A 22,425-nucleotide genomic window follows, 5' to 3' on the forward strand; every position below is an offset into this window, starting at 1 on the left:
TCGGAGCCTCAGGCCCCCGAGGTGACCCGGTAGGCGTCGAACACCCCGTCGACCTTGCGGACCGCGGCCAGCAGGTGCCCCAGGTGCTTCGGGTCGGCCATCTCGAAGCTGAACCGGCTCACCGCCACCCGGTCCCGGGTGGTGGTGACGGTCGCGGAGAGGATGTTGACCCGCTCGTCGGAGAGCACCCGGGTGACGTCGGCCAGCAGCTTGTGCCGGTCGAGCGCCTCCACCTGGATGGCGACCAGGAAGGTCGAGGCGGAGGTGAGCTTCCAGCTCACCTCGACCACCCGCTCGCTCTGGGCGCGCAGGTCCTCGGCGTTGGCGCAGTCGTCCCGGTGCACGCTCACCCCGCCGGAGCGGGTGACGAAGCCGAAGACGGCGTCCGGCGGCACCGGGGTGCAGCAGCGCGCCAGCTTGATCCAGACGTCGCTGACCCCGCGCACCACCACACCCGGGTCGCTGCTGCTCTGCCGGCTGCGCGGCGGCCGGGTGGCGACGGCGGTCTCGGCGATGTCCTCCGCCGCGCCCTCCTCGCCGCCGTACGCGGCCATCAGCTTCTGCACCACCGACTGCGCGGAGACCTGGCTGTCGCCGACCGCCGCGTAGAGCGAGGCCACGTCGGCCAGGTGCAGGTCCCGGGCGATCGCCATCAGCGCGTCCGAGGTGAGCATCCGCTGCAGCGGCATGCCCTGCTTGCGCATCGCCTTGACGATCGAGTCCTTGCCGGCCTCGATCGCCTCCTCGCGCCGCTCCTTGTTGAAGTACTGGCGGATCTTGGTGCGGGCGCGCGGGCTCTTGACGAAGCCGAGCCAGTCCTGCGTCGGGCCGGCCGTGTCGGACTTCGAGGTGAAGATCTCGATCACGTCGCCGTTGGACAGGGTCGACTCCAGCGGCACCAGCTTGCCGTTGACCCGGGCGCCGATGCACTTGTGCCCGACCTCGGTGTGCACCGCGTAGGCGAAGTCCACCGGCGTCGACCCGGTCGGCAGCGGGATGACGTCACCCTTCGGGGTGAAGACGTACACCTCCTGGCTGGACAGGTCGAACCGGAGCGCGTCGAGGAACTCGCTCGGGTCGGCCGCCTCGCGCTGCCAGTCGAGCAGCTGGCGCAGCCAGGTCATCTCGTCGATGTGCGCCGGCGGGCCGACCACCGGGGTGCCCTTGTGCTCCTTGTACTTCCAGTGCGCGGCGATGCCGAACTCGGCGGTGCGGTGCATCGCGTAGGTGCGGATCTGCATCTCCACCGGCTTGCCGGTGGGCCCGATGACCGTCGTGTGCAACGACTGGTACATGTTGAACTTGGGCATGGCGATGTAGTCCTTGAACCGGCCCGGGACCGGCTGCCAGTTGGCGTGGATGACGCCCAGCGCCGCGTAGCAGTCCCGCACCGTGTCGACCAGGATCCGCACGCCGACCAGGTCGTAGATGTCGTTGAAGTCGCGCCCCCGCACGATCATCTTCTGGTAGATCGAGTAGAGGTGCTTCGGCCGGCCGGTGGTCTCCGCCTTGATCTTGGCGGCCTTCAGGTCGGTGGACACCTTCTGGGTCACCTGGCGCAGCAGCGCCTCGCGCTGCGGCTGGTGCTCGCCGATCAGGCGGTTGATCTCCTCGAACCGCTTCGGGAACAGGGTGCCGAAGGCGAGGTCCTCCAGCTCCCACTTGATCGTGTTCATACCGAGGCGGTGGGCCAGCGGGGCCAGGATCTCCAGCGTCTCCTTGGCCTTCTGCTCCTGCTTGGGGCGGGGCAGGAAGGTCAGCGTACGCATGTTGTGCAGCCGGTCGGCCAGCTTGATCACCAGGACCCGCGGGTCCTTCGCCATGGCGACGACCATCTTGCGGATCGTCTCCGCCTTGGCCGCGTCACCGAGCTTGACCTTGTCGAGCTTGGTCACGCCGTCGACCAGCAGGGCCACCTCGCCGCCGAAGTCGGCGCGCATCTGGTCGAGGGTGTACTCGGTGTCCTCGATGGTGTCGTGCAGCAGCGCCGCGACCAGGGTGGTGGTGTCCATCCCGAGATTGGCCAGGATGGTCGCCACCGCGAGCGGGTGGGTGATGTACGGGTCGCCGGACTTGCGGTACTGACCCGAGTGCCAGCGCGCCGCCGTGTCGAACGCCCGCTGGAGCAGCCGCGCGTCGGCCTTGGGGTGGTTCTCCCGGTGGGTCGCGATCAGCGGTTCCAGGACCTCGCTGACCTGGGAGGTCTGCCACGGCGCGTTGAACCGGGCCAGCCGGGCGCGCACCCGCCGGCCGGTCGGGGCGTTGGAGAGGGCGAAGCCGCCGCTGGGCGAGGTCTCGCCCGCGGCGTCGGTCCGGAACGGCACCACGACCGCGCCGCCGTCCGCCTGCGCGTCGGGCCCGCCGCCGGAGGCGCCGGTCACCCGGGCCGGCAAGTTGCCGCTCCGCTCGGTCACCGAGCCGTCCGCGTCGCCTGTCGGGTGCACCGTGCCCTCCACCGGAGGGACGACATCGTGGGACACCGGCCTCCTCACCGCTCGCCGGGGATGCGCCGGCCGTCCGGCCGACGTCCTGTTCAACCGACCGCGGGGCCGGCGTTGTTCCGTGACGTCCGCCCCGGTCGACGTGGTCCGCTCCGGCCACCGGGGGACCTCGCGGCCCCGGCGGCCCCGCACCGCGCCGGCCGTACGGCCGGTCGTCGCGCCACCGGACGGTCACCCGTCCGGTCAAGCAAAGGGCAATGCTACCCGCACGCAGGGTACGCCGCCGCTCCGCCGGACGGACCCCGCCGGGTCGGTCCGACGGCCCCGGGGGGTCAAACGGTCAGCAGGGCATGGACCGGACGCGGGGCGAGCCGCTCGCGCCCCGTGAGGAAGCCCAGCTCGAGCAGCACGGTGAAGCCGGCGACCGTGCCGCCGGCCCGCTCCACCAGGTCGAGGGTGGCCTCGGCGGTGCCGCCGGTGGCGAGCACGTCGTCCACCACGAGGACCCGGTGACCGGCGGTGAAGGCGTCCTGGTGCACCTCCAGGGTCGCCTCGCCGTACTCCAGGGCATAGGAGGCGGCGTGCGTGGCGCGGGGCAGCTTGCCGGCCTTGCGCACCGGCACCACGCCGACCCCGGTCGCGTACGCGATGGCCGCGGCCAGCACGAACCCCCGCGCCTCGATGCCAGCGACCACGTCGAACGAGTCACGCCCGTGGTACGCCACGATCCCGTCGATCACCTCGCGGAAGACGTCACCGTCGGCGAAGAGCGGCATCAGGTCCTTGAACACGACCCCGGGCTTGGGGAAGTCCGGCACGTCCAGCACCCGGCTGGCGACCAGTCGGGCGACCTCCGGGCCGCTGTCTCCCCGTACCCCGGTGGTGTGGGTCTCCGTCACGGTGCGTCCCATGTCCCTTCGAAACGACGACGGCGTCCGTCATGCTGCTCGCACAGCATGGCGGACGCCGTCCGGTCGATTCCTACCGGGTCTCCCCGAACTGGTCAGCGGCGCTTCGCGCCGCCCGGCCGGTTGCCTCCGCCGCCGGCGGGGCGGCCGCCCCGGGCGCCGGTCGGGCGCTTGCCGGCCGGCCGGGCGCCCACCTTCGGCGCGCTGCCGGCCAGGGCCGCCGCCTCCGGGTCGATGACCTCGTCGGCTTGCGCCACCCGCGGCGCGCCCTTCGGGGCGACCTCGCCCCGGGCGATGGCGCCGCGCCGGGCCAGCACCCGCCTGTTGTGCGCGCTGATCCGCGGGTCCTGGTTCTTCAGCAGCACCAGCAGCGGGGTGGCCAGCAGGATCGAGGTCAGGAACGCCACCGCCATACCGACGAAGAGCACCAGACCGAGGTCCTTGAGCGTGCCGGCACCGAGCAGGCCCGCACCGATGAAGAGCAGACCGCCGACCGGGAGCAGGGCGACCACCGAGGTGTTCAGCGACCGCATGAGGCTCTGGTTGAGCGCCAGGTTGGCCGCCTCGCCGTAGGTCATGTTGTTGTTCGCGGTGATGCCGCGGGTGTTCTCCTGGACCTTGTCGAAGACCACCACCACGTCGTAGAGCGCGAAGCCCAGGATGGTGAGGAACCCGATGATCGTCGACGGGGTGACCTCGAAGCCGACCAGCGAGTAGATGCCGGCGGTGAGGACCAGGTTGGTGAGCAGCGAGGCGATCGACGCGACCGCCATCCGCCACTCGAAGCGCAGGATCAGGTAGATCGCCACCACCGCGATGAAGATCAGCAGACCGAGCAGGGCCCGGGAGGTGACCTGGCTGCCCCAGGCCTCGGAGACCTGGCTGCCGCTGATCTGGTCCGGCTGGATGCCGAACGACTGCGCCATGTCGGTCTTGACCGCGTTGGCCTGCTCGGCGGTGAGCTGCGAGGTGCGCAGCTCGTAGTACTCGCCGCTGGTGCTGCCGACCTTCTGCGCGGTGACCACCTCGGCGCCGCCGCCCTTGGCCGCCAGCGCCGCGTCGACCTTCGCCTCGGCCTGCTCCAGGGTGCCGACGCTGGCCGGCACCTGGAACGAGTTGCCGCCGGCGAACTCGATGCCGAGGCTGAAGCCCCGGATCCCGAAGCTGAGCACGGCGATCAGCACCAGCACACCGGCGACGCCGAACCACAGCTTGCGCCGGCCGACGATGTTGACATCGGCCTCGCCCCGATAGAGCCGGGACGCCAGACCAGTCTTAGCCATCTCAGGCCTCCTTGACGCGCGGGTTGCGGGCGGTGCCCTGCTCTGCCGACCGGGCCGGCAGGGCCCGGCCGAGACCGCTGACCCGTGGGGACAGGAACGCCCGGGTCCGGGCGAACATCGTCATGATCGGGTGACGGAAGAGGAAGACGACGAGCAGGTCGAGGACCGTCGCCAGGCCGAGCGCGAAGGCGAAGCCCTTCACCGCGCCGACCGAGACGATGTAGAGCACCACGGCGGACATCAGGGTGATGGCGTTCGCCGAGATGATCGTCCGGCGTGCCCGGACCCACGCCCGCGGCACCGCGCTGCGTGGGCTGCGCCCCTCCCGGATCTCGTCCTTGAGCCGCTCGAAGTAGATGACGAACGAGTCCGCCGCCACACCGAGCGAGACGATCATGCCGGCGAGGCCGGCGAGGGTGAGGGTGAACCCGATCGACCGGCCGAGCACCACCAGCGAGCCGAAGACCAGCAGGCCGGAGAGGACCAGGCTGAGGAAGATGACCGAGCCGAGCAGCCGGTAGTAGAAGAACGAGTAGATGATGACCAGCAGCATGCCGATGCCGGCCGCGAGCAGACCGGCCTGCAGGTGGCTGGAGCCGAGGGTCGCGGTGACGTTCTGCTGCTCCTGCGGCACGAAGGTCACCGGCAGTGCGCCGTAGCGGAGCTGGCTGGCCAGCGCGTTCGCGGTCTTGTTGTCGAAGTTGCCGGTGATCTGCGAGTCACCGGTCAGCACGCCCTGGATCTCCGGCGACGAGACGATCTCGTTGTCCAGGACCACCGCGACGCGGCACTTGCCGTCCTGGCCGAGCGCGGTCTGGTCGCAGGCCTGGCCCTCGTTGGTGAACGCCTCGCGGGTCAGCGCGGTCCACTTCTCCTGGCCCTTGCCGGTGAAGTTCAGGCTGACCACCCAGGAGCTGGTCTGGTCGAGCACCGCGTTGGCGTCGTCGACGTCGGTGCCGACCACCTTCGCGACGTCGAGCAGGTACTTGGCGCCGGCCTCACAGGCCACCGCCGTCTGCTTCTCGTCCTTGATCGACGCCGGCGGCCGCTTGTCGAGCTGGGCGCAGGTGATGGTCGGGACGTTGAACTGCATGTCGACCGGCAGCACCGCGATCTCCTGCGGGGAGAGGGTGCCGAACGGCTTGAGCTTCTCGGCCAGCGACGGGTCCGCGGTGAGGTCGGCCGGGGCCTTCAGGCCGGTGGCGGCGCCCCAGGCGGCCGCGCCCACCTTCTGCTCGACGGCCTTGCGCTGCTGCTCGACGCTCTGCGACACCGGCGCGGCGCTGGCGCTCGGGCTCGGCGCGGCGGCGCTCGGCGTGGCCGCGGGGGTCGGGGCGGCCGCGCTGGCGCTGGGCGCCGGGGCCATGCCGCCCTGCCCGCCGGCGCTCGGCGAGGAGGTGACCTGCGGCGCGGCGCTGCCGGACGGCGCCGGCGTCGCGCTCCCCGACGGCGCCGGGGTGGCGCTGCCGGAGGGGGCCGGGGTGGCGCTGGCGGTCGGGGCCGGGGCGGCGGTCTGGCCGCTGCCGTCGGTCGCCTTGAGGACCTTGCGGAAACGCAGCTCGGCGGCGCTGCCGACGTCGGTCAGGTCCCGGTTCGAGCCAGGCAGGGAGATGACGATGTTGCGGTTGCCCTCGGTGACCACCTCGGCCTCGGCCACGCCGTACGCGTTGACCCGGCTCTCGATGATCTGGCGCGCCTCCTCGAGGTTGGCGGCCGTCGGGGGCTTGCCGTCCACGCTGTTGGTGGCCTCGAGCGTCAGCCGGGTGCCGCCGATCAGGTCCAGGCCGAGCCGGGGCTCCAGCCGGTCCTTCCAGCCACCGCTGGCACCGCCCGAGAAGAACACCAAGAGATAAAGGACGACGAAGACGAGCCCGAGGACGGCGAGCTGCCGTCCGGGGCGCATCTGTCCCTGAGGTGGTGCCACGGCTGTCTTGTCTCCCTGTACGGTCGCGCCGCTGGGCAGCGGCGACGAAGTCGGGCCGGGGGTGTCCGCCCGACTGCTCTGGCGGGTCGACGTCACCGGCCGACACGGCGCCCCGGGGCGCGACGCGGGGGCGTCGGGCGAGGTGTGGCGCGCCGGCGTCGGACGCCGACCCAACTATCCACTTGTATCGGTGATCCCGCTGCCCCTTCGGGGCAGGGGGTCACTCCTTGACCGGCTCCGCTTCCTCGGTGATCGTCTCGGCCTCCGGGGCCTCGGCCCGGGTGACCACGCGGGCGATCGCCGGGCGGGCGTACCGGGTCTGCACGCCCGGGGCCACCTCGAGCAGGACCGTCTCGTCCTCGACGGCGGTGACCGTGCCGTAGAGCCCGCCGATGGTGACGACCTCGTCGCCCGGGCCGATCGCGGACTGCATCTGCTCGGCCTCGCGGCGCCGCTTCTGCTGGGGGCGGATCATCATGAAGTACATGACGCCGAAGAGCAGAGCGATCATGAGGATCGGCGTCAGACCGCCGGCTCCCCCGCCACTCGCTGCTAGGTAATGCACGGTTGTCGACCTTCCCATTGGTCTCCGCCCGACCCCGAGGGGGCGCCGGAGCGGAGGCGGATTCTCACGTCCTGTAAGACCGCGGCGAAGTCTAATCCCTGCCCCTGGGAACACCGAATGCGGCACAGATCACGTTCGGATCACGGCTGATCGGTCTGCATCGAGAACAGATCGGGCGCCGGAGGGGCATCCGCGCCAAATGTACCATTCGGTGGCGTACGCCCCAGGTGGTGCCAGGCGGCCTCGGTGGCGACCCGGCCCCGGGGCGTCCGCGCCAGCAGCCCGGCCCGCACCAGGAACGGCTCGCAGACCTCCTCCACCGTGTCCGGCTGCTCCCCCACCGCCACGGCGAGGGTGGAGAGCCCGACCGGGCCGCCCCGGAACGAGTCGACCAGCGCGGTGAGCACCGCCCGGTCCAGCCGGTCCAGCCCGAGGGCGTCGACGTCGTAGACGGTGAGCGCGGCCCGGGCGGTCTCCACGGTGACCACCCCGTCGGCCCGGACCTCGGCGAAGTCCCGCACCCGGCGCAGCAGCCGGTTGGCGATGCGCGGGGTGCCCCGCGACCGGCCGGCGATCTCCGCGGCGCCCTCGTCGGTGATCGGCACGCCGAGGATCCGGGCCGAGCGGCGCAGCAGCGTCTCCAGGTCGGCGGGGGCGTAGAAGTCGAGGTGGGCCACGAAGCCGAACCGGTCCCGCATCGGCCCGGTGAGCAGACCGGACCGGGTGGTCGCGCCGACCAGGGTGAACGGCTCGACGTCGAGCGGGATGGCGGTCGCCCCCGGGCCCTTGCCGACCACCACGTCGACCCGGAAGTCCTCCATCGCGCTGTAGAGCAGCTCCTCGGCCGGCTTGGCGATCCGGTGGATCTCGTCGATGAAGAGGACGTCGCCCTCGGTGAGGCTGGTCAGGATGGCGGCCAGGTCGCCGGAGCGCTCGATCGCCGGGCCGCTGGTCACCCGGATCCCCGAGCCCAGCTCGGCGGCGACGATGTTGGCCAGGGTGGTCTTACCCAAGCCAGGCGGCCCAGAGAGAAGGATGTGGTCGGGCGGGGATCCCCGCCGCATCGCGCCCTGGAGCAGCAGGTCGAGCTGGTCGCGGACCCGGTGCTGGGCGATGAACTCCTCCAGCCGCTTCGGCCGGACGCTGGCCTCCGCGTCCCGCTCCGCGTCGCTGACGTACGCCGAGACCAGGTTGTCGTCGGTCATCGGGTCCGGCCCAGGAGGCGAATGGCCTGCTTGAGCAGGACCGGCACGGGCGGGGTCTCCCCGTCGACGGTCTCCGCCACGGCGGCCACCGCCTGCTCGGCCTGGCCGGCCGTCCAGCCCAGCCCGACCAGGGCCTGCCGGACCTGCTCCGGCCAGGCCCCGGCGGTCACCCCGGCGGCGCCGTCCGGGCCGATCGGCACCGGGCCGATCCGGTCGCGCAGCTCGAGGACGAGGCGTTCGGCGCCCTTCTTGCCGATGCCCGGCACCCGGGTGAGCGCGGCGGTGTCGGCGTTGGCGATGGCCTTGCGGACCGCGTCGGGGGTGTGCACGGCGAGCACCGCCTGGGCCAGCCGGGGGCCGACGCCGCTGGCGGTCTGGAGCAGCTCGAAGAGCTGCTTGGCATCGTCGTCGGCGAAGCCGTAGAGGGTGAGCGAGTCCTCCCGGACGACCAGGCTGGTGGCGAGCCGGGCCGGCTGGCCGACCCGCAGCTCGGCGAGGGTGCCCGGGGCGCACTGCACCGCCAGGCCGATGCCGCCCACCTCCACCACCGCGTGGTCCGGACCGGTCGCGGTCACCGTGCCGCGCACGCTGGCGATCATCGCACTCCTCCTCGTCGTGCCCGCTCGGCCGCGGCGGCCAGCTTGGACCGGGTGCCGCCGCGCCAGACGTGACAGATGGCCAGGGCCAGGGCGTCGGCGGCGTCGGCGGGCCGGGGCGGCTCGGGCAGCCGCAGCAGCCGGGTGACCATGGCGGTCATCTGCGCCTTGTCGGCCTGACCGGAACCGGTAACCGCCGCCTTGACCTCGCTCGGCGTGTAGGTCTGCACCGGCAGGCCCGCCCGCGCCCCGGCGAGCACGGCGATCCCGCTGGCCTGGGCGGTGCCCATCACGGTGCGGACGTTGTGCTGGGTGAACACCCGCTCCACCGCGACCGCGTCCGGGCGGTGCTCGGCGACCAGGTCGGTGAGCGAGCGGTCCAGGTGCAGCAGGCGCAGCGGCAGCTCGTCGGCCGGGTCGGTGTAGACGACGTAGTAGGCGATCAGCGTGCAGGGCCGCCCCGGCACGCCCTCGACCACGCCGACCCCGCACCGGGTCAACCCCGGGTCGACGCCGAGCACGCGCACGCCGCCTCCTCCCCCAGCCGCCAGCAGTACGGGTGTTCGACACACTACTGGTGCCGTCCGACGGCCGCCGGGCGGGACACGCCCGCGCTCCCCCGCCGACCGCGGTCACCGCCGCGTCGGATCGACCTCGACCGCGACGGTGACCGGGTCCCCGTCGTCCTTGCCGGCCCGGATCCGGGCCGGGACGGGCAGCAGCCACCCGGCCCGCCGGTCCCGCCAGACGCTGGTGGCCCAGGTGCGGCCGTCCACGGTGGCGGTGACCGGCACCCGGCCGAACGGGCCCGCCGTGTCCGGCGCGTGCCCCTCCGGCACCGGGGCGAACACCCAGCCACCCGCTCCCGACCAGCGGATCAGCGTCGCCTCGAAGGACCTCGTCGCGCCCGCCATCGCCACCTCCCGCACCGGCCCCGGACCGCACGTCGGGCCCCCGGACGAGGAGATCGACGGGTGGGCCGTGGCCACCATGCCACGGCCCACCGACACCGACTCCGGACCGGCCGGCGGCGCCGTCGCCGGCCGGTCGCGGCGGCTCCCGGCCGGACGCGTGTCCCGCCACACAGTGAAGCGGTCGAGTATGTGTCGTCGCCCCATGTGCCGCCGGCCACACAGCTCGTAGCTTTGTGCGCCATGACGGCAGAACCCGTGGCGGTCCCCCACGTCGTACGCCTCGACCTCTCCGGTCGCAGCGCCCTGGTGACCGGTGGTGGCAGCGGCATCGGACGGGCCTGTGCCCTGCGGCTGGCGGCGGCCGGCGCGGCGGTGGTGGTGGTCGACCGCAACGTGGAGGCGGCCAAGGCGGTGGCCGCCGAGGCGGGTGGTCGGGCCGAGGGGATCGACCTGGCCGACCCGGTCGCGGTGGACCGGCTCGACGTCGACGTGGACATCGTGGTCAACAACGCCGGCCTGCAGCACGTCGCGCCGGTGCAGGACTTCCCGGTCGAGCGCTTCGAGTACATCCAGCGGGTGATGGTGGAGGCGCCGTTCCTGCTGATCCGGCGAGCCCTGCCGCACATGTACGCCAACGGCTGGGGCCGGATCGTCAACATCTCCTCGGTTCACGGGCTGCGCGCCTCGCCGTACAAAGCGGCGTACGTCTCGGCGAAGCACGCGCTGGAGGGGTTGTCGAAGGTGGTGGCGCTGGAGGGCGCCGCGCACGGGGTGACCGCCAACTGCGTCAACCCCGCGTACGTGCGGACCGCGCTGGTGGAGAGCCAGATCGCCGACCAGGCGGCCAGCCACGGCATCGGCGAGGACGAGGTGGTCGAGAAGATCATGCTGGCCCGGGCGGCGATCAAGCGGCTGATCGAGCCGGAGGAGGTGGCCGAGCTGGTCGCGTACCTCTGCTCGCCGCCGGCCTCGTTCATCACCGGCGCCTCGATCGCCCTCGACGGGGGCTGGACGGCCAACTAGTGGCCACGCGCACAATGTCGGTCATGTCGTCGCCCGTCGAGTTCCTGGAACTGCTGGCCCGGGAGGCCGCCGCGGTCGAGTTCGAGGGGCCGCTGGTCGCCGCCCGGGCCGCCGGCCTGCCCGCCGAGCGGCTGGCCGAGCTGGAGCAGGCGAAGGTGGTCGCGCTGCGGGTGCGCGCGCTGCTGGAGCGCCGGCGCCGCCGGGAGATCGAGCTGTCCGGCCTGTACGACACGGCGAGCGACCTGGCCGGGCTGCGCGACCTGGACGACGTGCTGCGGGCGATCGTGCACCGGGCCCGGATCCTGCTCGGCACCGACGTGGCGTACATGACGCTCAACGACGACGAGCGCGGCGACACCTACATGCGGGTCACCGACGGCTCGATCTCGGCGCGGTTCCAGCGGCTGCGGCTGGAGCTGGGTGACGGCCTCGGCGGTTTGGTGGCCCAGACCGGCACCCCGTACGTCACGTCGAACTATCAGGAGGACGAGCGGTTCCGGCACACCGGGGAGATCGACGGCGGGGTGGGCGAGGAGGGCCTGGTGGCCATCCTCGGGGTGCCGCTGCGCCTCGGGTCGAGCGTGATCGGCGTGCTGTACGCGGCCAACCGGTCCGCCCGGCCGTTCGCCCGGGAGGAGGTGTCGCTGCTGGTCTCCCTGGCGGCGCACGCGGCGGTGGCGATCGACACCGCCCGGCTGCTGGCGGAGACCCGCTCGGCGCTGGAGGAGCTGTCGACGGCGAACAGCACGATCCGCGCGCACAGCAGCTCGGTGGAGCGGGCCGCGGCCGCGCACGACCGGATGACCGCGCTGGTGGTGCGCGGCGGCGGCATGGAGGACGTGGCGGCGGCGGTCACCGAGGTGCTCGGCGGGGCGCTGCTGGCGCTGGACGCCGAGGGGCGGCGGCTGGCCCGGGTGGGCGAGATCGAGGAGCCGGACCGGGCGGACATCGTGGAGGCGGTGGCCGCGTCCCGGACCGAGGGGCGCAGCGTCCGCCGGGGCCCGCTCTGGTACGCCGCGGTGGTGGCCGGCGCGGAGAACCTGGGCGCGCTGGTGCTGCGCCCGGACGGCGAGCTGGTCGACGCCGACCAGCGGATCCTGGAGCGGGCGGCGCTGGTCACCGCGTTGCTGCTGCTGTTCCGCCGGACCGTGGCGGAGGCGGAGGGACGGGTCCGGGGTGAGCTGCTGGACGACCTGATCGCCCGGCCGCTGCGGGACACCGACGCGCTGCGCAGCCGGGCCCGCCGGCTCGGGGTGGACCTGGACGCCCCGCACGTGCTGGTGGCGGTCGGCGACGACGCGATCGCCGCGACCGGCTCGGCCCGGCAGCGGGTGCTCTCCTGGGCCACCACGTACGCCTCGACGCGGGGCGGGCTGGCGGCGGCGCGCGACGGCCGGGTGGTGCTGATGCTGCCCGGCGGCGACGCGGGTGGCGCGGCCCGCGCGGTGGCCCGGGACCTGTCCCGGGTGACCGGCCGGCCGGTGACCTCCGGGGCGAGCGGCCCGTCGACCGGGCCGGCATCGCTGGCCACCACGTTCGCCGAGGCGGAACGGTGCCTGACCGCGCTGGGTGCGCTGGGCCGCGCCGGGCAGGGCGCGAGCACCGCCGAGCTGGGGTTCGTGGGGCTGCTGCTGGGCGCGGTCGGTGACTCGGGCGACCGGGACGTGGCCCGGTTCCTCACCGCGACGGTGGGGCCGGTGGTCGACTACGACGCCCGGCGGGGCACCGCGCTGGTGAAGACGCTCGAGGCGTACTTCGGGGTGGGCGGCAGCCTGGCCCGGGCGGCGGAGCTGCTGCACGTGCACGTGAACACGGTGACCCAGCGGCTGGAGCGGGTGGGGCAGCTGCTGGGCGCGGACTGGCAGAAGCCGGAGCGGGCCCTGGAGGTGCAGCTGGCCCTGCGCCTGCACCGGCTGCGTACGCCCGCCGGCTGACCGGCGGTCAGCGGACGCGCAGCCCGTCCAGCACCCCGTCGACGATCCGCTCCGGCAGGAGCTTGTCGTCCAGCTCGGGCTGCCAGCGCAGCATCCGCTGCATCAGCATCGGCCCGCTCAGCATTGCCATCGCCAGGTCGACGTCCAGGTCGGCGCGGAGTTCGCCGGTGCGCATCCCCCGTTCGAGCACCTGCCGCATCAGCTTCCGGCGCGGCTCGACCATGCTCCGGTAGAGCTGGTAGTGGACCGGGCTGCGGTTCACCTCGGGCACCAGACACGGCATGATCTTGGCGGCCCGGGGGTCGATGTTGTGCCCGATCGCGCCGACCAGCAGCACCAGGTCGTCGCGGACGGAGTGACCGGCCGGCTGCGGCGGGGTGCCCTTGAGGGTGCGCAGCGCGTCGAGCAGCAGCGCGTCCTTGCCGGACCAGCGGCGGTAGATGGTGGCCTTGCCGACCCCGGCGCGGGCGGCGATCGCCTCGATGGAGAGCGCCTCGATGGTGCTCCCCTCCGCCAGCAGGTCGAGGGTGGCCTGCACGATCGCCTCGTCCGCACGGACGCTCCGCGGTCGCCCGGGCGACCGCGGAGCATCGGCGTGGGTACTCATGTCAGACATTGTCGCCGAACCTACGGGGTCCCGGCCAACTCCCGCTCGGTGGCCGGGCGGGCGTCGGTCGCGATCACCGGCCGGCCGGGCATCCAGCGGAGCACGATGATGATGCCGAGGGCCGCCACCAGCGCGGAGATCGCCGCCGCCCAGTGCATCGCGGACACGAACGAGTCGTTCGCCGCCGCGATCAGCCGGGGCGCCCCGGGTCCGAGCCGGCCGGCGACGGCGTACGCGCCGGAGATCGACTCCCGGGCCGCGTCGCGTACCGGGCCGGGCAGATCGGCCGCCGCCGCGGCCACGTCGTTGCGGTAGACGGCGGAGAGCACCGAGCCGAGCACCGCCACGCCGAGCGCGCCGGCCACCTGGCGGACCGTGTTGCTGACCGCCGAGCCGACGCCGGCCTTCTCCCGAGGCAGCGACGACATGATCGATTCGGTGGCCGGCGGCATGATGTTGGCCATCCCGGCGCCCTGCACGAAGCCCAGCGCCGAGAAGATCCAGATCGGCGTGTCCGCGTCGATGAAGACGAAGGCGCCGAGGGCGGCGGCGGTGAGCAGCAGCCCGACGCTGGAGACGGCCCGGCCGCCGTAGCGGCGGACCATGGCGGCGCTGCGCGGGGCGAAGACGAGCTGGGCGACCGCGAACGGCAGGAACAGCAGGCCGCTCTCCAGCGGGCTGTAGCCGCGCACCAGCTGGAGGTAGAACGCCCCGAAGAACATCACGCCCATGGCGGCGAAGAAGACCAGCCCGACCATCGCCACCGGCGCGGCGAACCGGGGCACCCGGAACAGCCGCACGTCCAGCGACGGGTGGTCGCTGCGCAGCTCGTGGGCGACGAACCAGGCCAGCACCGCCACGCCGCCGACGATGGCGGCCCAGACCCGCAGCCGGTCGAAGCCGTGCTCGCCGCCGTCGATGATGCCGTAGGTGAGGCCGACCAGGCCGACCACGGACAGCAGCACGCCGAGCAGGTCCACCCGGCCCGGGTTCGGGTCGCGGGACTCGGGCACGAGGGCGGTGACCAGGACCACGCCGAGCACCACCACCGGCACGTTGATCAGGAAGACCGAACCCCACCAGTAGTGCTCCAGCAGGGCACCGCCGAGGACCGGGCCGATCGCCACGGCGAGGCCGACCGCGCCGGCCCAGACCCCGATCGCCCGGGCCCGCTCCCGCGGGTCGAAGACGTTGGAGATGATCGAGAGCGTCACCGGCATGATGGCCGCGCCGCCGACCCCCATCAGCGCGCGGGCCGCGATCAGCTGCCCCGGGTCCTGGGCGTACGCGGACAGCAGCGACGCCAGGCCGAACAGGGCCAGCCCGACGACCAGGAAACGCTTGCGCCCCAGGCGGTCGCCGAGGACGCCGAAGGTGAAGAGCAGGCCGGCGAAGACCAGCGTGTAGGAGTTGATCGACCACTCCAGCTCGCCCTGGCTGGCGCCGAGGCCGTGCACCGGGTCGGCCAGGGTACGCAGGGCGACGTTGAGGATGGTGTTGTCGAGGACGACCACGAGGAGGCTGATCACCAGCACCCCCAGGATCGCCCACCTCCTCGGGTGTCCGGTGTTCTCGTGTGGTTCCATGCCCGGTTCTCCCCCCGGTTCACCCGCGTCGAAATACGAAACGGGGCAGACTCGTAACGATGCCGAGCCTAGGTGAGCGGTTTTCGATACGGAACCGGTTCGTATCGTTTGTGTGCCAGGTCACGCCGGAACGCCGCTGGCCGGCACCCCGGTCGGGGTGCCGGCCAGCGGCGGGGTCGACGAGAGCTAGCGCCGGCGCGAGGCCATCAGGCGCAGGGCCAGGGCGGCCGCGCTGCCCCAGATGCCCCGCCGGAACAGCAGCACCACCAGCACGAAGATGGCGCCGATGACCAGGTTGACCTGCTCGAATCCGGAGAACGACAGCCAGTCCTCCAGCCGGACCAGCAGCGCCGCGCCGATCACCCCGCCCCAGAGCGTGCCGATGCCGCCGAGGACGACGACGATCACCGCCTTCCCCGAGGTGGTCCAGTGCAGGGCGTCGAGCGAGACGAACCGGTGGTTGAGGACGAAGAGTCCACCGCCCAGCCCGGCGAGGAACGCCGAGAGGACGAACGCGGTCAGCTTGTAGCGGTGCACCGGGTAGCCCAGCGCCCGCGCCCGGGCCGGATTGTCCCGGATGCCGACCAGCACCCGCCCGAACGGCGAGTGCACGATCCGCCACGCTGCGAAGAGCCCGGCGAGCACCATGGGCAGGGCCGCGTAGTAGAAGTAGTACTCGTCGCTGAGGTCCAGGCCGAACAGTTCCCGCGGCACGCTCTGCAGGCCGTTCTCGCCGCCGGTGATCGAGCCCCACTTGTTCGCCACGAAGTAGATCATCTGCGCGAAGGCCAGGGTCACCATCGCGAAGTAGATCCCGGTCCGCTTGACCGCGAGATATCCGATCGGCAGCGCGAGCAGCGCCGCGGTCAGCGCCCCGGCCAGCGCGGCGACCGGGAAGGGCGCCCCGAGGTGGATCGCGACCAGGCCGGAGGCGTACGCGGCGGTGCCCCAGAACGCGGCATGCCCGAAGGACATCAGGCCGGTGTAGCCGAGCAGCAGATCGACGGAGACCGCGAAGAGCGCCCAGCACAGGATGTCGACGGCAACCGACGGGTACAGCCCGTTGGGCAGCCAGAGCGCGACCACCAGCCCGAGGGCCAGCAGCAGGTAGCGGACCCAGCCGGAGGCCCGGCTGACGGCGCCCAGGGCCGAGCGGGGTGCGGCCGCGGCGGGTTCTTCCGTCGGCTGCACAGTGGACGTCTCGGTCATGCCGGCGTCTCCTCCCGCCCGAAGAGGCCCGCCGGGCGCCACAGCAGCACGACGGCCATCACGATGAACACGAGCGTCTGGGCCAGGATCGGCATCCGCTCCGACAGGTAGGCCTCGCCCCACGCCTGCAGCAGGCCGATGCCGAAACCGGCGGCGACCGAGCCGAAGATCGAACCGAGCCCGCCGATCACCACCACCGCGAAGACCACGATGATCAGGTCGGCGCCCATCAGCGGGTTGACCGCCCGCATCGGGGCGGCGAGCACGCCGGCGAGCCCGGCCAGGGCGATGCCGAAGCCGAACACCGGGGTGACCCACCGCCCCACGTCGATGCCGAACGCCCGGGTCAGTTCCGGCCGTTCGGTGGACGCCCGCACCACCATGCCGATCCGGGTGCGGCTCAGCAGCCACCACACGCCCAGGCACAGCAGGCCGGCGAAGACCAGCACGAAGACGCGGTAGGTCGGGAAGTCGAACAGTCCGAAGTCGACCGAGCCCTGCAGTTCGGCCGGGGTGGTGTACGGGCTGGAGTTCACCCCGTACCTCGACTTGACCAGGTCCTGCAGGATCAACGTCAGCCCGAAGGTGAGCAGGAAGTTGTACAGCGGGTCGAGCCGGGTCAGCCGGTGGATGAACGCCCGCTCGAGCGCCATGCCGAGCAGACCCAGCGCGACCGGCACGATCACCAGCGCACCCCAGAACGGCACTCCCATCTCGGTGAGCAGCACGTACGCCCCGAAGGCGCCGAGCATGTAGAACGCACCGTGGGCGAAGTTCACCACCCGCAGCATCCCGAAGATGACGGAGAGCCCGAGGGCGAGCAGGGCGTAGAACGCCCCGCTCACCAGCCCGTTGAACGTGTGTTGCAGGAAACCGCTCATCGCCTCGTCACATCTTGCATTCGCCCGACGGCGGCGCGAACGCCTCGGCCGCGGGGATGGTCTTGAGAACCTTCACGTAGTCCCAGGGCTCCTTCACCTCGGCCGCCGGCTTGACCTGGGCCAGGTAGGCGTCGTGGATGACCCGGTGGTCCTCGGCGCGGATCTTGCCGTTGCGCAGGAAGACGTCCTCGATGCTCTTGCCCTCCAGCTGCCCGACCACCTTGTCGGCGTTGTCGGTGCCGGCGGCCTGCACGGCCTCCAGGTACTGCATGGCCGCCGAGTAGTTGGCCGCGTGCGCGAAGGTGGGCCGGGTGCCCGTCTCCTTCTGGAACCGGTCGGCGAACTCGCGGTTCTTCTGGTCGAAGTTCCAGTACCAGGCGTCGGTGTAGGTGGTACCGGCCAGGGCGGCGGGCGTCAGCGAGTGGATGTCGGTGAGGAACATCAGGCCGACGGCCAGGCCGATGCCCTTGTCCCGCAGCTTGAACTCGTTGTACTGCTTGACCAGGTTGACCAGGTCACCGCCGGCCTGCATGGTGGCCAGCACATCCGGCTTCGGGCTGAGCGTGGGCGCCTTCAGCAGGAAGGTGGAGAAGTTGTCGTTCGGGAAGGGCGTCGGGGCCTTGGACACGACCTTGCCGCCGGCTCCCTCCACCGCGGCCGAGAACTTCTTCTCCATGTCCTGCCCGAAGGCGTAGTCCGGGTAGACGACGTACCAGTTCTTGGCGCCCTGCTCGGTGACCACCGTGCCGGTGCCGTGGGCCAGCATGTAGCTGTCGTAGGCGTAGTGGAAGGTGTACTTGTTGCACGACTTGCCGGTCAGGTCGGTGGTCGCGCCGGTGATGTTGAAGTACAGCTTCTGCTTCGCCTTGGCCACGTCGGCGACCTTCAGCGCCGCCGAGGAGGTCGGCACGTCGAAGATCGCGTCCACGCCCTTGCGGTCGTAGAGCTCCGCCGCCTTGGTGTTGGCGATGTCCGGCTTGTTCTGGTGGTCGGCGGACTCGACGCTGATGTTCTTGGTCACCGCCTTGTCGCCGTACTTGGCCTTGAAGTCGGCGATGGCCATCTCCACGGCCTTCACCGAGTTCTTGCCGGACAGGTCCGCGTACACCCCGGACTGGTCGTTGAGTACGCCAAGCACGATCTTGTCGTCGGTCAGCTTCGAGTCGCCCGACGCGCTCGGCCCGCCACCACCGCAGCCGGCGGCGAGCAGCACGGCGGCCGAGGCCGCCGCGAGACCTGCGGTTCTGCGCATGCCAATCCCTCCACATCCGCGCCCGGGGCGCGGCTCACGGTTCGTCTTCAATTCGGAAATCAGATGCCGAGGTACGCCAGCAGCTCGCGCTCCCGCGACCGCACCTCGGAGTTCTCCATCGCCTCCGCGATCCGTCCCTCGGCCAGCAGGTAGTGCCGGTCGGCGACGCCGGTGGCGAAGTGCAGGTTCTGCTCGACCAGCAGCACGGTCACCCCGTGTTTCTTGGCCTCCCGCAGCAGGTCACCGACCTGCTGCACGAGCAGCGGCGACAGCCCCTCGGTGGGCTCGTCGCAGAGCAGCAGCCTGGCGCCCATCCGGAGCACCCGGGCCAGGGCGAGCATCTGCTGCTCGCCGCCGGAGAGCATGGTGGCCGCCGAGTCGCGCCGGGTGTAGAGCGCGGGAAACGCCTCGTAGATCCGTTCCAGGGACCACGGGTCGGGACCGACTCGGGGCGGCAGGGTCAGGTTCTCGGTCACGCTGAGGGTGGCGTACGCGCCGCGGTCGTCGGGGACCCAGCCGAGCCCGAGCCGCGCCCGCTTGTGCGCCGGCAGCCGGGTGAGGTCGGTGCCGTCCAGGGTCACCGTGCCGCGCTGCCCCGGGTGCAGCCCCATCACGCTGCGCAGCAGGGTCGACTTGCCGGCGCCGTTGCGGCCGACCAGGGTGACCACCTCGCCGGCGGCCACCTCCAGGCTCACCTCCCGCAGCACCTGCGCCTCGCCGTACCAGGCGGAGAGGTTCTCAATGCGCAGCATCCGCGGCTCCCAGGTAGGCGGTGATGACCCGCTCGTCCGCGCGGACCTGCTCGTACGGCCCCTCGACGAGGACCTTGCCGGCCTGCAGGACGGTGACGGTGTCGGCCAGCCGGCCGACGACGCTCATGTTGTGCTCCACCATGACCACGGTGCGGCCCTGACGGACCCGCGCGATCAGGTCGACGGTGCGGTCGACGTCCTCCAGCCCCATGCCGGCGGTGGGCTCGTCGAGCAGCAGCACCTTCGGGTCCAGGGCGAGGGCGATGGCCAGTTCCAGGGCCCGCTTGCGCCCGTACGCGAGGGCCTCGGCCGGGGCCTCGGCCAGCTCGGCGAGGCCGACCATGGCGAGCAGTTCGTCGGCGCGGTCCCGGTAGCGCCCCAGCAGCTTCGCCGAGCGCCAGAACCGCCAGCCGAGCCCGCTCGGGCTCTGCAACGCCAGCTCGACGTGCTCCCGCGCGGAGAGCTGCGGGAAGAGGCTGGTGATCTGGAAGGAGCGGGCCACGCCGAGCCGCGCGACCTGCTCCGGGGGCAGGCCGGTGACGTCCCGGCCGGCCAGCTCGATCCGCCCGGCGCTGGCCGGCAGGAAGCCGGTGAGCAGGTTGAACAGGGTGGTCTTACCGGCGCCGTTCGGCCCCACCAGGGCGTGCACGGTCTCCGGCGCCACGTCGAGGTCGACCCCGTCGACCGCCCGGAAGCCCCGGAAGTCCCGGGTCAGCCCGCGGGCCGACAGGATCGCTTGCCCGGCCATCGCCACACCCTCCGCAGGTCCGCGCCGCGAGGGCCAGGTCGGTGACCGGGGTCACAGGGCCGTCGCGTGCAGGAAACCTACGGTGCGGCCGGTGAGTCGATCCATGTCGATTACCCACATATTCGGGGCCTGGCAGCCGGGTTCGACAGCCATGCCCGGCGGGTCGGGTGCCGGTCCGGCCGGCCGCCACCTCCGGATAGATCAAAGCCGATCACGCTCGGCATGTGGGCCGACCACCATGGGAGCGGTTTCCCGGGCGGTCGGCTCATCCCGCGTCACGCGCCCACGCGCGGGAGGCGTCGGGCGGGGTAGTCCTCGAGCACGATGCCGTCGGACTTCTGGAACTGCCGGGCCAGGATCCGGCGCATCGGCCACCGGGTCATCATCCGCATCGAGAGGGCGCGTAGCGAGATCATCAACTGCGACTGCGGGGCGTAGCCGTTGACGCCGCCGGGCGGCAACTCCATCGCGGCCGCCACGTAGTCACGCAGCTCGTCCTGGTAGCGGGCGAACGCCGCCTCGTGACCGTCCGGCGTGGACGCCAGCTCGCCGGCTAGGACGTACGCGCCCACGAGGGACAGGCTGGTCCCGAGGCCGACCAGCGGCGAGCCGCAGTAGCCGGCGTCACCCACCAACGCCACTCGCCCCCGCCACCAGCGGTCGACGTGCACCTGGCTGATCGAGTCGAAGTAGAAGTCCGGGGCGTCCGGCATCGCCGCCACCAACTCGGGCACCCGCCAGCCGGCGCCGGCCATCCGCTCGGCCAGGATCCGCTGCTGGTCACGGACGTCGCGCCGGTCGTAGTCGAGCGGGGGCGAGGTGAAGCCCAGTGACGCCTTCGCGGTACCGCCGCGCTCAGGACGGATCATGGCCACCCGGCCGCCGGGCGCGTTGTACATCAGGAGCCAGTTCTCCAGGTCGCCCGGGTCCGGCACCGTGAAGTACGCCGTGTACGCGCCCAGCTGGCGTACGTGGTCGGACTCCGGCCCGAAGGCGAGCGCGCGTACGCCGGAGTGCACCCCGTCGGCGCCCACGACGAGGTCGAACCGGCGGGCCGCCCCGCTGGCGAAGACCACCTCGACCCCGTCGTCGTCCTGGGTGAGCTCCACGATCCGGTCACCGAAGAGGTACTCGACATCCCCGCTGGTCGCGTCGTAGAGGATCCGGGACAGGTCGCCCCGCATGATCTCGATCTCCGCGACGATCCCCTCGCCGCCGAACGCGTCCGCGGGCATCGTCGCGGTACGCCGACCGTGGCGGTCGACGAACGCGACGCCGCGCTCGTCGACACTCTGCCGGCGGACCCGGGACATGATCCCCATCCGCTCGACGACGTCGCGGGCAGCGCCGCGCACGTCGACCGCGTGGCCACCCGGCCGCAGGGTGGGGGCCCGCTCCACCACCGTGACCGAGAAGCCGTAGCGGCGCAGCCAGTAGGCCAGCGCGGGGCCGGCCACGCTGGCGCCGGAAATGAGCAAGGTCCTGTCGTCCATCGCAGCGCTCCTGATGTCGTGCGTACACCGTCAACCCGGTCCGCCCCGGGTCCGCGAGGAGCGTAGGCACCGAGCGCTCCGCCCACCCCGTCGTGACCTAGTACGCTCGCCCGGGCGAGGGCCACGCGGGGCACCTCGCACTAGTACGCCGGAGGTGGACTGTGGCCGGGTCGGAGCCGCCGTACCGGCGGATCGCCGGGGAGATCCGCCGCCGCATCGCGCTCGGGGAGCTGCGCCCCGGCGACCCGGTGCCGTCGGCCCGGCGGATCACCCGCGAGCACGGGGTGGCCATCGCCACCGCCACCAAGGTCCTCGCCCTGCTGCGCGACGAGGGGCTGGTGCTGACCCGGCCGGGGGCGGGCACGGTGGTCGCCCCGCCCCGCCCGGCGGCACCCCGGCCGCGCCGTGGGCCGGCCGGGACCGAACCGGAGCTGAGCCGGGAGCGGCTGGTGCGTACGGCGATCGCCCTCGCCGACGTGGGCGGCCTGGCCGCGGTCTCGATGCGGCAGCTTGCCGCCGACCTGGACATCGCCACCATGTCCCTCTACCGACACGTCCGCGGCCGGGACGACCTCGTGCTGGCGATGGCCGACACGGCGCTGGCCGACGCGCCGCTGCCCGCCGTGCCGCCGGCCGGCTGGCGGGCCCGTCTGGAGGTGCTCGCCCGCGCGCAGTGGGCGGCCTACCGGCGGCACCGCTGGCTGCCGCACGTCATCTCGATGTCCCGCCCGCAGCCGTTGCCGCACGGCATGGCCCACACCGAGTGGGCGCTGCGCGCCACGGCCGGGCTCGGCCTCGACAACCCGATGCGCTGGCAGGCCGCGGTGACGCTGATGGCGTACGTGCGGGGCATCGCCACCAGCCTGGAGGCGCAGGCACACGCCGAGCAGGACACCGGCCTGACCGACGAGCAGTGGGTGGAGACCCAGGACGCGATGTTCCGGCGAATGATGGCCGGCGGCCGGTACCCGACCATGGCGACGCTGGACGAGACGGTCGACCTGGACCTGGACAGCGTCTTCGAGTTCGGCCTGCACCGCCTGCTGGACGGCTACGCCGCGCTGATCGACGGCGGGCACCGGCCGGGCTGACCCGGTCGCGGCC

Annotated in this window: 20 protein-coding genes; 3 read left to right on the top strand and 17 right to left on the bottom strand. The window is 72.5% G+C overall.

Annotation, left to right across the window (positions count from 1 at the left end):
- Positions 1-8 precede the first annotated feature (8 nt).
- The 9 genes from Q2K19_RS33065 to Q2K19_RS33105 all read right to left on the bottom strand — a co-directional run bounded on the left by Q2K19_RS33065 (position 9) and on the right by Q2K19_RS33105 (position 9,836).
- The gene (locus tag Q2K19_RS33065) at positions 9-2,456 is read right to left on the bottom strand and encodes a RelA/SpoT family protein (protein WP_302772888.1); all 2,448 of its coding nucleotides are present in this window, start codon (positions 2,454-2,456) and stop codon (positions 9-11) included.
- Positions 2,457-2,773: 317 nt separating this feature from the next.
- Positions 2,774-3,340, bottom strand: coding sequence for an adenine phosphoribosyltransferase (locus tag Q2K19_RS33070; RefSeq protein WP_302766412.1), 567 nt, complete (start codon positions 3,338-3,340; stop codon positions 2,774-2,776).
- A 104-nt stretch (positions 3,341-3,444) separates the two neighbouring features.
- Positions 3,445-4,632: a protein translocase subunit SecF gene (gene secF / locus Q2K19_RS33075; protein ID WP_302766413.1), complete on the bottom strand. Its 1,188-nt coding sequence runs from the start codon at positions 4,630-4,632 to the stop codon at positions 3,445-3,447.
- A 1-nt stretch (position 4,633) separates the two neighbouring features.
- Entirely contained in the window at positions 4,634-6,556 is a 1,923-nt protein-coding gene (gene secD / locus Q2K19_RS33080) for a protein translocase subunit SecD (protein WP_302766415.1), read from the bottom strand.
- 220 nt (positions 6,557-6,776) lie between these two features.
- Positions 6,777-7,139: a preprotein translocase subunit YajC gene (yajC, locus tag Q2K19_RS33085; RefSeq protein ID WP_302766417.1), complete on the bottom strand. Its 363-nt coding sequence runs from the start codon at positions 7,137-7,139 to the stop codon at positions 6,777-6,779.
- A 122-nt stretch (positions 7,140-7,261) separates the two neighbouring features.
- The gene (ruvB, locus tag Q2K19_RS33090) at positions 7,262-8,326 is read right to left on the bottom strand and encodes a Holliday junction branch migration DNA helicase RuvB (protein ID WP_302766419.1); all 1,065 of its coding nucleotides are present in this window, start codon (positions 8,324-8,326) and stop codon (positions 7,262-7,264) included.
- On the bottom strand, positions 8,323-8,925 hold the full coding sequence (ruvA, locus tag Q2K19_RS33095; protein WP_302766420.1) for a Holliday junction branch migration protein RuvA: 603 nt from the start codon (positions 8,923-8,925) through the stop codon (positions 8,323-8,325). Before ruvA ends, ruvB begins: the two co-directional genes overlap by 4 nt.
- Entirely contained in the window at positions 8,922-9,449 is a 528-nt protein-coding gene (gene ruvC, locus Q2K19_RS33100) for a crossover junction endodeoxyribonuclease RuvC (RefSeq protein ID WP_302766422.1), read from the bottom strand. The genes ruvA and ruvC overlap by 4 nt, the downstream gene beginning before the upstream one ends.
- Before the next feature lie 105 nt (positions 9,450-9,554).
- On the bottom strand, positions 9,555-9,836 hold the full coding sequence (locus Q2K19_RS33105) for a DUF1905 domain-containing protein (protein WP_302766423.1): 282 nt from the start codon (positions 9,834-9,836) through the stop codon (positions 9,555-9,557).
- Positions 9,837-10,076: 240 nt separating this feature from the next.
- Between Q2K19_RS33105 and Q2K19_RS33110 the strand changes: the two genes are divergently transcribed.
- Together Q2K19_RS33110 and Q2K19_RS33115 are read left to right on the top strand one after the other, a co-directional pair.
- Entirely contained in the window at positions 10,077-10,859 is a 783-nt protein-coding gene (locus Q2K19_RS33110; RefSeq protein ID WP_302766425.1) for a 3-hydroxybutyrate dehydrogenase, read from the top strand.
- Positions 10,860-10,873: 14 nt separating this feature from the next.
- Positions 10,874-12,793, top strand: coding sequence for a helix-turn-helix domain-containing protein (locus Q2K19_RS33115; RefSeq protein ID WP_302766428.1), 1,920 nt, complete (start codon positions 10,874-10,876; stop codon positions 12,791-12,793).
- Positions 12,794-12,800: 7 nt separating this feature from the next.
- Here Q2K19_RS33115 and Q2K19_RS33120 read toward each other — a convergent pair whose 3' ends face one another.
- From Q2K19_RS33120 to Q2K19_RS33155, 8 genes are all read right to left on the bottom strand, one after another.
- A complete protein-coding gene (locus tag Q2K19_RS33120; protein ID WP_302766429.1) occupies positions 12,801-13,409 on the bottom strand; it encodes a TetR/AcrR family transcriptional regulator in 609 nt (202 codons plus the stop codon).
- A gap of 11 nt (positions 13,410-13,420) precedes the next feature.
- A complete protein-coding gene (locus tag Q2K19_RS33125; protein WP_302766430.1) occupies positions 13,421-14,986 on the bottom strand; it encodes an MFS transporter in 1,566 nt (521 codons plus the stop codon).
- Positions 14,987-15,172: 186 nt separating this feature from the next.
- Positions 15,173-16,195 (bottom strand): branched-chain amino acid ABC transporter permease, encoded by a 1,023-nt coding sequence (locus Q2K19_RS33130; RefSeq protein ID WP_302766432.1) that lies wholly within the window; start codon positions 16,193-16,195, stop codon positions 15,173-15,175.
- A complete protein-coding gene (locus Q2K19_RS33135) occupies positions 16,192-17,076 on the bottom strand; it encodes a branched-chain amino acid ABC transporter permease (RefSeq protein WP_302766433.1) in 885 nt (294 codons plus the stop codon). The genes Q2K19_RS33130 and Q2K19_RS33135 overlap by 4 nt, the downstream gene beginning before the upstream one ends.
- A gap of 7 nt (positions 17,077-17,083) precedes the next feature.
- A complete protein-coding gene (locus Q2K19_RS33140; RefSeq protein ID WP_302766435.1) occupies positions 17,084-18,328 on the bottom strand; it encodes an ABC transporter substrate-binding protein in 1,245 nt (414 codons plus the stop codon).
- A 59-nt stretch (positions 18,329-18,387) separates the two neighbouring features.
- Positions 18,388-19,080: an ABC transporter ATP-binding protein gene (locus Q2K19_RS33145; RefSeq protein ID WP_302766437.1), complete on the bottom strand. Its 693-nt coding sequence runs from the start codon at positions 19,078-19,080 to the stop codon at positions 18,388-18,390.
- A complete protein-coding gene (locus Q2K19_RS33150) occupies positions 19,067-19,828 on the bottom strand; it encodes an ABC transporter ATP-binding protein (protein ID WP_302766440.1) in 762 nt (253 codons plus the stop codon). Before Q2K19_RS33150 ends, Q2K19_RS33145 begins: the two co-directional genes overlap by 14 nt.
- A 275-nt stretch (positions 19,829-20,103) precedes the next feature.
- Positions 20,104-21,321 carry an FAD-dependent monooxygenase gene (locus Q2K19_RS33155; protein ID WP_302766442.1) on the bottom strand — a complete coding sequence of 406 codons (1,218 nt, stop codon included), beginning with the start codon at positions 21,319-21,321 and terminating at the stop codon, positions 20,104-20,106.
- Between the two features lie 161 nt (positions 21,322-21,482).
- On the opposite strand from Q2K19_RS33155, the gene Q2K19_RS33160 reads away from it, so the two are divergent.
- Positions 21,483-22,412 carry a TetR/AcrR family transcriptional regulator C-terminal domain-containing protein gene (locus Q2K19_RS33160; RefSeq protein ID WP_302766443.1) on the top strand — a complete coding sequence of 310 codons (930 nt, stop codon included), beginning with the start codon at positions 21,483-21,485 and terminating at the stop codon, positions 22,410-22,412.
- The last annotated feature ends 13 nt before the right edge of the window (positions 22,413-22,425 follow it).

Source organism: Micromonospora sp. NBRC 110009 (assembly GCF_030518795.1).
Taxonomy (GTDB): Bacteria; Actinomycetota; Actinomycetes; order Mycobacteriales; family Micromonosporaceae; genus Micromonospora.